This is a genomic window from Agromyces sp. P1_H4 (assembly GCF_056405255.1).
In genome coordinates this window covers 1-11408 of record NZ_JBFUCL010000093.1, presented here as the reverse complement: position 1 = coordinate 11408, position 11408 = coordinate 1, and the positions used below count along the sequence as shown (strand labels likewise).

The following is an 11408-nucleotide window of genomic DNA, read 5'->3' as shown; positions in this document are numbered from 1 at the left end:
GCCCGTGGTCGTGCGCGACGCGGCGTCGCTCGCGGCGATCCCCGAGCCCGACGCCGGCGACCTGTTCTTCGACTTCGAGGGCGACCCGCTCTACACCGAGGGCGCGGCCACCGACTGGGGCATCGACTACCTGTTCGGCATGGTCGACACCGACGAGCGCTTCACGCCGATCTGGGCGCACTCGTTCGCCGAGGAGCGCGTGGCGCTCGAGCAGTTCCTCGCCCTCGTGGCCGCCCGGCGTGCGGCGCACCCGAACATGCACATCTACCACTACGCGAGCTACGAGCGCACCCACCTGCTCACCATGGCGGCGCGTCACGGCGTCGGCGAGGCTGCCGTCGACCAACTGCTCGCCGACGGCGTGTTCGTCGACCTCTACCCCATCGTCAAGCGTGCCGTGCGGGTCGGCAGCCGGTCGTACTCGATCAAGAAGCTCGAGCCGCTCTACATGGGCACCGAGCTGCGCGAGGCCGAGGTGAAGTCGGGCGGCGACTCGATCCTCGAGTACGTGCGCGCCCGCGAACTGCTGGCCACGGGAGAGCTCGACCCGGCCACCGGCCTCGTCGGCGCCGAGGCGGCGCAGCACGTGCTCGACGACCTGGCCGACTACAACCGCTACGACTGCGTGTCGACGCTGCGCCTCCGCGACTGGCTGCTCGCCATCGCCCGGCGCTCCGGTGTCGAGCCGGTGCCCGAGTCGCTCCTCGTCGAGGCGGCGAAGGCCGCCGGCAAGGTGTACGCGGCCTCGCCCCTCGCGGTCGAGCTGCAGCGGCTCGCCGGTCCGCCCGACGATCCCGACCGCGATCCCGATCACACCGCGCTCGCGCTGGCCGCCGCCGCGATCGACTACCACGACCGCGAGGCGAAGACCTTCTGGTGGGGGCACTTCTTCCGCGTCGAGCAGCCGCTCGAGGCCTGGGAGGACCACCGTGACGTCCTCGTCGTCGACCCGGCCGCGTCGCAGGTGTCGCAGCGCTGGTATCGCGAAGACCAGCACCGCACCGACCGTCGCGAGCTTCGACTCCGCGGGCGCATCGCGCCCGGCTCACGCTTCGGCGTGGGGGGCGAGCTGTTCGTGCTCTACGACTCTCCGGCGCCGTTCCCCCGTCAGGGCCTGCGCCCCGGCTCCCGCACGCCGAACTCGGTGCGCGTGCTCGAGGTGCTCGACGACGGCCTCGTGGTCGAGGAGCGCTCGGTCGCGGGCGTCACCTGGTCGGAGCTGCCCATGGCGGTGGTGCCCGGCACCCCGCCGCCGGCCGGCCGGCAGAAGGACGCGATCCTCGAGTGGGCGCAGGAGCTGTCGAGCCTGTACCCCTTCGCCTGGCCGAAGAACCCCGGCATCGACATCCTGCGACGCACGCCCCCGCGCACCCGCCCCGAGACCGACGGCCTCGCGCCGCTGAGCGCCGAGCACGACTACGTCGCCGCGGCGGTCGCGTCACTGCGACGGCTCGACGACTCCTACCTCGCCGTGCAGGGCCCTCCCGGCACGGGCAAGACCTACGTCGCCTCGCACACCATCGCCCGGCTCGTCGCGCAGCACGGCTGGCGCATCGGCGCCGTCGCGCAGTCCCACGCGGTCGTCGAGAACGTGCTCGACGCCGTGGTCCGTGCGGGCCTTGCGCCCGACCTCGTCGCCAAGGCGCCGAAGGACCGCAACCAGCCCGGCGACCACGAGTACACGATCATCGCGAAAGACGGCGTGGCCGAGTACACGGGCGCGCACGCGGCATCCGGATTCGTGATCGGCGGCACCGCGTGGGACTTCGCCAACGCCGACCGCGTCCCCCGCCGCTCGCTCGACCTGCTCGTCATCGACGAGGCCGGCCAGTTCTCGTTGGCCGCGACGATCGCGTCGAGCGTGGCCGCCCGCAACCTGCTGCTGCTCGGCGACCCGCAGCAGCTGCCGCAGGTGAGCCAGGGCAACCACCCCGAGCCGGTCGACGAGTCGGCGCTCGGGTGGGTCGCCGACGGACACGACGTGCTGCCCGGCGAGTTCGGCTACTTCCTCGCAGAGAGCCGCCGCATGCACCCGGCGGTCTCCGATCCCGTGTCGCACCTGTCCTACGACGGCGCGTTGCACTCGCACGCCGTCGCGTCGATGCGCTCCCTCGAGGGTGTGGCACCCGGCCTCACCGCCGTGCCCGTCGAGCACGCGGGCAACGCCACGGAGTCGCCCGAGGAGGCCGCGGTGGTCGTCGGGCTCGTGCGCGAGCTCATCGGGCGGCCCTGGGTCGACGCCTCCGATGCGGTCGCGGCCGCCGCCGCCCGGCCGCTCGCGCAGCGCGACCTCATCGTCGTGACCCCTTACAACGCCCAGCTGTCGGTCGTACGGGCCGAACTCGACGCCGCCGGCTACCCCGACGTCCCCGTCGGCACGGTCGACAAGTTCCAGGGCCAGGAGGCCGCGGTGGCCATCGTGTCGCTCGCCGCGTCGTCCGCCGCCGCCGCACCACGCGGGATCGAGTTCCTGCTGCTGAAGAACCGGCTCAACGTGGCCATCTCCCGCGCGAAGTGGGCGGCCTACCTCGTCTACTCCCCCGGGCTGCTCGACGCGCTGCCGCGCACGCCCGAGGGCGTCGCCCAGTTGAGCGCGTTCGTGCGCCTGGTCGACGCCGACCTGCCGCGTGCCGCCGGCCTCGAGACGCCGCCCGAGCCGGCGCTCACGAGCACGAGCCCGTAGGCGCTCGCCGGCGTGGGCGCGGGCTCGCGCCTGTCCTCAGCCGGCGAGCTTCGCGATGATCGCCTCGACGCGACGCTGCCGGGTCTCGGGGGCCTTCGCCGACTCGACGTTGGTGACGTGCGCCTTCCTGGCGCTCGGCGACAACGCATCGAACGCCGCACGTGCGCCCGGTGTCGCCTCGAGCGCGGCCGCGAGGTCGTCGGGCACCTCGACCGTGCGCGGTGCGGTGTCGACCTCCACGTCGACGACGATCGGGTCGCCGCCCTGGATGCCGKTGGCGGCCCGCTTGTCGGAGCTGAACGGGATGAGGTGCCGGCCGCCCATCACCGCGACCGTGCTGCGGTACTCGTAGCCGTTGACGCTCACCGTCACCGCCGGCTTGCGCCCGGCGCCGAGCGCTTCGATCACGTCGGGCGGCACCTCGATGCCGGTGTTGTTGCCGGACAGGAGCATGGTGGTCTCGAACCGCATGCGCCGAGTCTGCCACCGGCACCGGCGCACCCGGAAGCGAAGCTGGGAATACCGCACAGGCGCGATGCGTAGGTTCTCGGTATGACCTCCCCTGCGAATCCCGACCTGAACCCTGCCCGCATCACGATGTACGGCGCCGAGTGGTGCATCGACTGCCGCCGCTCGAAGGCGCTGCTCGACCGGCGCGGCGTCGAGTACGACTACGTCGACCTCGAGGTCGTCATCGACGGCGCCGACCGCGCAAAGGCCATCAGCGGCCGCACCCAGATCCCCGTCGTGGTCTTCCCCGACGGCACGCACTTCACCGAGCCGACCGACGCCGAGCTCGCCGAGAAGCTCGACGAGGCCATCGCGGCCTAGCGCGGCCCGACCCGCCCGGCCCGCGCGTTCGAGGTCGTCCCCGCGCTACTGCAGCGCGGGGATAACCTCCGACGCCCACAGCTCGAGCCCCGAGCGGTCGTAGGCCGCCTCGGGGAAGTACGAGATGACGTAGCCGAGCCCGAGCTCGCGTCGCTCCTCGAGCTTCGCGATCACCTGCTCGGGCGTGCCCACGGCGGCGTTCGGGCTGCGGAAGTCCGCGAGGTAATCGGCGGTCTTCTGCGGGCCGAGGAACGGTGCGACCCGCTCCTCGATCGCGGCGAGGCGACGCTCCACGTCCGCCTCGTCGACGCCGACGACGGTGTTGAAGTTCGACGACCGCGTGATCGCGTCGAACTCCGTGCCGAGCCGTTCGCAGTGCCCGCGGAGCACCTCGCTCTTGTGGGTGAACTCCTCGGGGCTTCCGGCGAAGTTCGTGTACGACGCGTACTTCGCCGCGATCTTCAGCGTCACCTTCTCGCCGCCGCCCGCGACCCAGATCGGGATGCCGCCCTCCTGCAGCGGCAGCGGCCGCACGATCGCGCCGTCGACCTGGTAGTGCTCGCCGTCGAGCGTCGCCGTGCCCGTGGTCCACGCCTGGTGCATGATGTCGACCCCTTCGCGGAGCCGTGCGAGGCGCTCGGGCACGGGCGGGAAGCCGTAGCCGTACGCGCGCCACTCGTGCTCGTACCAGCCGCCGCCGATGCCCATCTCGACGCGTCCGCCCGAGATGACGTCGACCGTCGCGGCCACCTTGGCGAGGTAGGCGGGGTTGCGGTAGCTCATGCAGGTGCACATCTGGCCGAGCCGCACGCGCGAGGTCGTGGCCGCGTAGGCGGACATCAGCGTCCACGCCTCGTGGGTCGCCTCGGTGTCGCTCGGCACGGGCACGGTGTGGAAGTGGTCGTACACCCAGATCGACTCCCACGGGCCGGCATCGGCGAATTCCGCGAGGCCGCGCATGGCCTCCCAGTGCTCGGCCGGCTCGATGCCGACGAGATCGTGACGCCAACCCTGGGGAACGAACATTCCGAATCGCATGCGGACCAGCCTAGGGCGACGATCACGGCCGGGAAGACGCTTGCCAGCGCCGCGCGGATGTGGTGCGGCGAGCCCGAGCGGATGCCGCGCGCCGCCGCCCGCGGCATCCGGATCTCAGCGTCAGCCCTGACGCCGACGGGGGCACGGCGGCCTAACGTCGCACGCATGACTGCGCCGAACCACTGCGATTTCTCTGCGGACGACTTCGAGGCCATCGCCATCGAGAGCTCCGAGGGCCGCCTCATCCGGGTGACGGGGAGCGGCCTATGCCCCTCCAGCGGCTGGGAGCTGCGGCTCGTGGCCGCCAACCCGGGCGTCGTGCCCCACCCCGAGAGCCTCTGGCTGGAGCTCCGCGAGGAGCCCTCGACCCGAGGGCCCCGCGTCGTCACCGACACGGACGTCGAGGTGATGGTCGAGGACTCGCACGCCCAGGAGGTCCAGATCCGCTTCCGCTGGCGTGAGGGCTTCACCCTTCCCGTCGTGCCCGCGTCGGCACCTCCCCAGCAGTCCGGCGGCGGCGCGCGACGCCGAGCGGATGCCGCGGTCGCAGCCGCCCGCTAGGCCAGCGCGAACCGCAGTTCGGCCATCGCCGGACCCGACCACACGTTGCCGTCGAGGTCGTCGCTGCGCACGGTGACCACCTTGCCGCCCTTCGCGATGACAAGGAGCGCCAGCTGGGGGAGCAGATCGCCGGCGTGCGTGCCGTCGTGCAGCGCGTCGCCCTCGCCGTTGCCGGTGGCGAACTCGATCGCGCCCGACTCCTGGTCGAGCGTGCCGTTCACCGAGGTGGTGAAGTCGAACCACAGCGTCTCGACGGCGCCGTCGGCGGCGAGGCGGCCGATCGCCGCGAGGTCGCGCTCGACACGACCGGCGCTGCCCTCGGCGAGCCCGTGCAGGGCCGCGTCAGCCTCGCTGATGTTCAGGGCGGCGAGCTGGTGCCGCACGGCCTCGTCGATCTCGGCGGCGCCGAGTCGGTCGGGCGCGCCCGGCACCGGGACGACCCGACGGTGGTTGCGTGCGCGTTCGATGAACTGGCTCAGGGTCGGCTCGGCGGCGAACACGAACAGCGGAACCCGATCGCCCGGATCGTGCAGCTGGAGTTCCTGCTTCACGGCGTCAGCGACGCGCTTGGCGTAGATGTCGAGGGTCGACGCACGACGGTCGTCCTCGCTGGCGCCGCGGTCGCCGTGACCGCCCACCCGACGCGTGCCGGCATCGCCCGCCTCGCGGTTCGCCGCCTCGTCCGCGTTCTTGGGCAGCGTCGGGTCGGTCGGCATCTGCGCGGCCCGGTCGGTGGGCGTGGCGTGCCAGAGCGCCCACTCGTTGGCCGACACGGCCACGGCGTACGCCTCCTGGTCCTGGCTCGGTGCACGCAGCAGCTGCCCGAGCGTGAAGTGCGAGCCGACGTGCAGCGCGTCGTCGAGCTGGTTGGGCAGCACGAACACCTCGGTGAAGTCGGGCGCCACGAAGATGGCCAGCGACCTGGCGAGTCCGGCCCAGAGCTCCTGGTCGGCGATGATCCCGTCGCGCGCCCGGCGCAGCGCCTCGAGCTCGGCGGTCGATGCACCCGACGCCTTCACCTGCTCGATGGCCTCGTCGAAGGCGCTCTTCACCGCGACCTCGGCGCGCTCCCGTTCGCTGACGACCGGTGACGTCGAGGCGTAGACGGTGATCGCCGGATGGTGCGGGCCCGCCAGCGCGGCGAAATCGGCGGTCGTGGGCAGTTCGTAGTGGACCGTCATGCGTTCCTCCCCCAGGTCTCGCGACAGCATCGTCGCTCGCACCCCAGCCTATGAAGGGCTGGGCACGAGCGACAGTCCCCGTGGACGACCCGCCGGCCCGATCTGCCGGGTCACGCCGACAGGTCACGTCGGCGGTCGCCGGAATAGCGGGGCACGGCGGCGGGGTTGCATCAATCGATGACTGACACGCTCCGACTCTCCGTGCTCGACCTCGTTCCCGTGCGGACCGGCCAGACCAGCGCGGGCGCCGTCGCGGCATCCGTGCGCCTGGCGCAGCTCGCCGACCGAACCGGCTACACCCGCTACTGGTTCGCCGAGCACCACAACATGCCGGCCGTCGCGTCGACGACGCCGCCGGTGCTGATCGCGGCGACCGCGGCACGCACGGAGCGCATCCGCGTGGGGTCGGGCGGCGTCATGCTGCCGAACCACGCACCGCTCGTCGTGGCCGAGCAGTTCGCCGCACTCGAGGCGCTCGCGCCCGGGCGCATCGACCTCGGCATCGGCCGCGCGCCGGGCAGCGACCCGGTGATCACGCAGCTGCTGCGCATCTCGGGGCCGACCGCGGACGTCGACCGGTTCCCCGATCACATCGCCGACATCCTGAGCCTGCTCTCCCCCGACGGCGCGTCGCTGCGCCTGACGAGCGGGCGCGAGTACGCGATCACCGCGACGCCCGCGGCCGCCGACGTGCCGACGCTGTGGCTGCTCGGCTCGAGCGACTACTCGGCGAAGCTCGCCGCGTCGCTCGGCCTGCCCTACGTGTTCGCGAACCACTTCTCGGGCGAGGGGCTCGAGCGTGCACTGGAGCTCTACCGCACCGAGTACCAGCCGAGCGAGGCGCACCCCGTGCCCGAGACGTTCCTGACGGTGAACGCCTCCGTCGCTCCCACCGTCGAGGAGGCGCGGGCTCGCGCCCTGCCGCAGCTGCGGTCGATGGCGCGCCTGCGCACCAACCGCCCGATGCGTCCGCTCGAGACGATCGAGGAGGCGGCCGCGGCCCCCGCGGACTCCCTCGGCGACGAGCTCATCGCCGCGATGGAGCAGCGGTGGATCATCGCGGATGCCGCCGGCGCTGCCTCCGAGCTGCGGCGCCTCGCCGCGCGGCACGGCATCGACGAGGTCATGGTCGCCCCGATCGCGGGCTCGCACGAGTCCGAGCCGACGGATGCCGCGCCCGGCCGCGAGCAGACGCTCGAGCTGCTGGCGCGCGAACTGCTCGGCTGACGCCCCCCAGGCATGAGTCTGCCCCGGGCGCTCGCCCGGGGCATCCGTCTGTCTGCTGCGGTTCCGCGTGCCGTACCGGCGGCGTCAGGCCGCGAGGCCGAGCCGGCGCAGGTCGTCGCCCGTCGCCCGGAACTCGTCGCCCTCGGCGACCGTCATCTCACGGGGGACCCGTGCGCCGTTCTGCACGCGCGCGTCGTCGCCGACGCTGGCGTACGGGCCGATGACGGCGTTGCGGCCGACCACGGCCCGACGGCCGACGTGGACGTTGACGCCCACCACGGCCCGCTCCGCGACGATGGCGTCGCGGTCGATCCAGGCGCCGTGCCCGATCTGGGCTCCGCGCTGCACCTCGGCACCGGGGTCGACGTAGGCGGTCGGGTCGACGAATGCCGTCGCGTCCACCTTCGCGGTCGTGGCGACGAGGCCCCGGCCGTTCGCGTGCTTGCGGTAGCGACGCAGGACTCCGGCTTCGTCTTCGAACTCGACGTAACTGATGCCCACGTTCTCCTCCTTCCGACGTGGTGGCTCCACGTCCGGACATTGATACAACCTCTGGGCTGATCTGGGCATTCCCGAGACTGCGCTCCAAAACCTACCGTCTGCTGCGAATCCGCTCGGTGTCAGCCCTGAACTTCGCCCGGGACAGCACCGAACGGCGCCCGAATCGCTTGCCGCGGCATCCGGACGCTCGTAGCTTCGCTGCACATGTCCACCTACCTGCTGTGCGCGAGCCCCATCCAGGGTCACGTCGCGCCCCTGCTCGCCATCGCCCGCGACCTCGTCTCGCGTGGCCACGACGTCACCGTGCTCACCGGCTCCCGCTTCCACGATGCGGTCGTCGCCACCGGCGCCGCCCACCGCGCCCTGAGCGGCATCGCCGACCTCGACGACCGCCGCATGGCCGAGCACCTGCCCGACCGGGACCGTCACCGCGGCATCGGCAAGCTCCAGTACGACGTGCAGACCATCTTCGTGAAGAYGGTGCCCGCCCAGTTCCGCGGGGTCGAGGCCGCCCTGGCGGAGGTCGCTCCCGACGCGATCCTCGTCGACGCCGCGTTCGCGGGCATCCTGCCGCTGCTCCTCGACGATCCGGCGACCCGCCCGCCCGTGCTGGCCGTCGGGGTGGTACCCCTCAGCCAGTCGAGCCCGGATGTCGCGCCCTACGGGCTCGGCCTCGCGCCGATGCCGGGGCGTGTCGGGCGGCTCCGCAACCGCGTGCTGAACGTGCTCGTGCAGCGCGTGCTGTTCCGGGCCTCGCAGCGGCTCGCGAACGAGACCATGCGCTCGCTCGGCCGGCCCGACCTCGACGCGTTCGTGCTCGACTTCTCGCGCCGGTTCGACCGGTTCCTGCAGCTCTCGCCCGCCGAGTTCGAGTATCCGCGCAGCGACCTGTCGCCCAACCTGCGCTTCGTCGGCACGGTGCTGCCCCCGGCGCCCGTGGCCGGCGCCCTTCCCGCGTGGTGGGACGAGCTCGACGGCGATCGACCGGTCGTGCACGTGACCCAGGGCACCATCGACAACGCCGACTTCGGCCGCCTCGTGCGTCCCACGCTCGACGCKCTCGACGGCGGCGACGTGCTTGTCGTCGTCGCCACCGGTGGGCGGCCGGTCGAGGAGGTCGGCCCGCTGCCGTCGAACGCGCGCGCCGCCGAGTTCCTGCCCTACGACCTGCTGATGCCGAAGGTCGACGTGTTCGTGACGAACGCCGGGTTCGGCGGCACCCAGTACGCCCTGAGCCACGGCGTGCCGATCGTCGCCGCCGGCGACACCGAGGACAAGCCCGAGGTCTCGACGCGCGTGGAGTGGGCCGGCGGCGGCGTGAACCTGAAGACGGGGACGCCGCCCGCCGCCGACGTCCGCGCGGGCGTCGAGCGCGTGCTCGGCGACCCCGGATACCGGGAGCGGGCGCGGGCACTCGCCCGCCGCATCCGGGACGTGGACACGTTCGGGATGATCGCGGCGGAGCTCGAGGCGGCGGCAGCGAGAACTGTGGGCACGCGGGTCGGCTGACGCCCCACGGGTCGGTGCGCTCGCCCGCCGCCGATCGACCGTCGGTGCGGCAAGTTAGGCTGTCCTAAGCCGGCATCGTCGGCGATGTCTCCGCTCCGCCGGCCCCCGCCGGCTCCGAACCGGGAGCCGCTCCATGACCGCCCCGCTGCTCGAGCTCGATGCCGTGCGCATCCGGCACGAGGGCACCGCCCGCGCGACGCCCGACGGCGTGTCACTCGACATCCGGGCCGGCGAGGTCGTGCTCGTGCTCGGGCCGTCGGGATGCGGCAAGTCGACGCTCGCCCTCGCGCTCGACGGTCTCGTGCCGCACGCTGTGGCGGCCGAGCTCGAGGGGTCGGTGCGGGTCGGCGGCGCCGACACGCGCGAGCGCACGGTCGCGGAGCTCAGCGAGCACGTCKCCATGGTCTTCCAGGATCCCGACGCCCAGGTCGTGACGGGCACCCTGCTCGACGAGGTCGCGTTCGGCCCCGAGAACCGGCTCGTTCCCGCGGCCGAGGTGCTCGAACGTGCCGAGCGCGCCCTGAAGCTCGTCGGGCTGTGGGACCGCCGGGGCGACAACCCCGACGTGCTGTCGGGCGGCGGCCGGCAGCGACTCGCGATCGCGTGCGCCCTCGCCTTGGCCTCACCGGTGCTCGTGCTCGACGAGCCGACGGCGAACCTCGACCCGGCTGGAATCGACGAGGTGTACGCGGTGCTCCGCGAGCTCGCCGACGACCGCGACCACGCCATCGTGCTGATCGAGCACAACCTCGACGCGGCCGTCGACCTCGTCGACCGGGTGGTCGTGCTCGACGCGGCGGGCCGCCTCGTCATCGACGGAGCCGTGCGCGACGTGCTGCAGGGCCGGGCGGGCGAGCTGCTCGAACTCGGCGTGTGGCTGCCCGTCTCGACCCTCGCGGCCATGCGCCTGCGGTCGGCGGGAGTGGCGATCGATCCGCTTCCGCTCACGCCGTCCGAGCTCGCCGGTGCGCTCGAGGCGACTTACGTCTTGCCCGCACCCATCACGACGCCCGCGACCGCGCTCGCACCCTCTGCCGCACCCGCCATCACGGTGCGCGACGTGTCGGTGCGTAGGGGCGGCCGCCGCGGACCGGTCGTGGTGCACGGGGTCGACCTCGACGTGGCATCCGGCGACTTCCTCGCCATCGTCGGCACGAACGGCGCCGGCAAGACCACCCTGCTGCAGGCGATCGCGGGCGTGGCGCCCCGCACGGGCGGGCTCGTCGACGTGCTCGGCATGGACCCGCAACGGGCCGACGCGCGCGACCGCGCACAGCGCATCGGCTTCGTGTTCCAGAATCCCGAGCACCAGTTCGTCGCCGACACCGTCGCCGGTGAGCTCGACACCGGCCTCCGGTTCCAGGGCGTTCCCGAGGCGGAACGACACGATGAGATCGAGCGGATGCTGCGGCGCTTCGATCTCGTCGAGTACGCCGACCGGCATCCGTTCCTCCTCTCGGGCGGGCAGAAGCGGCGACTCTCGGTCGGCACGGCCCTCGTCGCCGGAGCCCCCGTGCTCGCCCTCGACGAACCCACCTTCGGCCAGGACCGCGCCCGCGCGACCGAGCTCCTCGACCTGCTCCGCACGCTGAACGGCGAGGGCACGACGGTGCTCGTCGTCACGCACGACCTGCAGCTCGTGGCCGACTACGCGAACCGGGTCGCCGTGATGCAGGACGGCCGTGTGGTCGGCACCGGCACGACCGACGAGGTGCTCGCGGGTCCGCTCATCGAGGAGGCCGGGCTGCGGCATCCGCCCCTCGCACGTGCGATGCGGAGCCTCGTGCGCCATCCCGAGTGGCAGACGGTGACGCGGATGTCGCAGCTCCCCCGCTCCGGGCCGGCGGGCGCATGACTGCCCCGCTCGCGTCTGCCAC

10 protein-coding genes are annotated in these 11408 nt (G+C 72.8%); 6 read left to right on the top strand and 4 right to left on the bottom strand.

Annotated features, from left to right (window positions below):
* On the top strand, positions 1 to 2683 hold a 2683-nt coding region (locus AC1DY2_RS07985; protein ID WP_476761932.1), incomplete at its 5' end, for a TM0106 family RecB-like putative nuclease.
* 36 nt (positions 2684 to 2719) lie between these two features.
* On the opposite strand, the gene AC1DY2_RS07980 is transcribed toward AC1DY2_RS07985, so the two are convergent.
* A complete protein-coding gene (locus tag AC1DY2_RS07980) occupies positions 2720 to 3154 on the bottom strand; it encodes a YdeI/OmpD-associated family protein (RefSeq protein WP_476761931.1) in 435 nt (144 codons plus the stop codon).
* A gap of 81 nt (positions 3155 to 3235) precedes the next feature.
* On the opposite strand from AC1DY2_RS07980, the gene AC1DY2_RS07975 reads away from it, so the two are divergent.
* Complete coding sequence (locus AC1DY2_RS07975) at positions 3236 to 3514, top strand: glutaredoxin family protein (RefSeq protein ID WP_476761930.1); 279 nt, start codon at positions 3236 to 3238, stop codon at positions 3512 to 3514.
* Positions 3515 to 3559: 45 nt separating this feature from the next.
* Here AC1DY2_RS07975 and AC1DY2_RS07970 read toward each other — a convergent pair whose 3' ends face one another.
* Complete coding sequence (locus AC1DY2_RS07970; RefSeq protein ID WP_476761929.1) at positions 3560 to 4552, bottom strand: LLM class F420-dependent oxidoreductase; 993 nt, start codon at positions 4550 to 4552, stop codon at positions 3560 to 3562.
* 165 nt (positions 4553 to 4717) lie between these two features.
* Here AC1DY2_RS07970 and AC1DY2_RS07965 point away from each other — a divergent pair, with 165 nt between their 5' ends.
* The gene (locus AC1DY2_RS07965; protein WP_476761928.1) at positions 4718 to 5113 is read left to right on the top strand and encodes a hypothetical protein; all 396 of its coding nucleotides are present in this window, start codon (positions 4718 to 4720) and stop codon (positions 5111 to 5113) included.
* Here the strand turns inward: AC1DY2_RS07965 and AC1DY2_RS07960 are convergent.
* Positions 5110 to 6294 (bottom strand): baeRF3 domain-containing protein, encoded by a 1185-nt coding sequence (locus AC1DY2_RS07960; protein WP_476761927.1) that lies wholly within the window; start codon positions 6292 to 6294, stop codon positions 5110 to 5112. The genes AC1DY2_RS07965 and AC1DY2_RS07960 overlap by 4 nt on opposite strands.
* 177 nt (positions 6295 to 6471) lie before the next feature.
* Between AC1DY2_RS07960 and AC1DY2_RS07955 the strand changes: the two genes are divergently transcribed.
* The gene (locus AC1DY2_RS07955; RefSeq protein WP_476761926.1) at positions 6472 to 7521 is read left to right on the top strand and encodes an LLM class flavin-dependent oxidoreductase; all 1050 of its coding nucleotides are present in this window, start codon (positions 6472 to 6474) and stop codon (positions 7519 to 7521) included.
* 84 nt (positions 7522 to 7605) lie between these two features.
* On the opposite strand, the gene AC1DY2_RS07950 is transcribed toward AC1DY2_RS07955, so the two are convergent.
* Positions 7606 to 8022, bottom strand: a complete 417-nt coding sequence (locus tag AC1DY2_RS07950; protein WP_309976619.1) for a transferase — start codon at positions 8020 to 8022, stop codon at positions 7606 to 7608.
* Positions 8023 to 8226: 204 nt separating this feature from the next.
* Between AC1DY2_RS07950 and AC1DY2_RS07945 the strand changes: the two genes are divergently transcribed.
* Together AC1DY2_RS07945 and AC1DY2_RS07940 are read left to right on the top strand one after the other, a co-directional pair.
* The gene (locus tag AC1DY2_RS07945) at positions 8227 to 9531 is read left to right on the top strand and encodes a glycosyltransferase (RefSeq protein ID WP_476761925.1); all 1305 of its coding nucleotides are present in this window, start codon (positions 8227 to 8229) and stop codon (positions 9529 to 9531) included.
* Between the two features lie 133 nt (positions 9532 to 9664).
* Complete coding sequence (locus AC1DY2_RS07940; RefSeq protein WP_476761924.1) at positions 9665 to 11386, top strand: ABC transporter ATP-binding protein; 1722 nt, start codon at positions 9665 to 9667, stop codon at positions 11384 to 11386.
* Positions 11387 to 11408 lie beyond the last annotated feature (22 nt).

Coding starts and splice junctions, on each gene's coding strand:
- AC1DY2_RS07975 (WP_476761930.1), top strand. CDS start 3,236: ATGACCTCCCCTGCGAATCCCGACCTGAACCCTGCCCGCATCACGATG.
- AC1DY2_RS07965 (WP_476761928.1), top strand. CDS start 4,718: ATGACTGCGCCGAACCACTGCGATTTCTCTGCGGACGACTTCGAGGCC.
- AC1DY2_RS07970 (WP_476761929.1), bottom strand. CDS start 4,552: ATGCGATTCGGAATGTTCGTTCCCCAGGGTTGGCGTCACGATCTCGTC.
- AC1DY2_RS07960 (WP_476761927.1), bottom strand. CDS start 6,294: ATGACGGTCCACTACGAACTGCCCACGACCGCCGATTTCGCCGCGCTG.
- AC1DY2_RS07955 (WP_476761926.1), top strand. CDS start 6,472: ATGACTGACACGCTCCGACTCTCCGTGCTCGACCTCGTTCCCGTGCGG.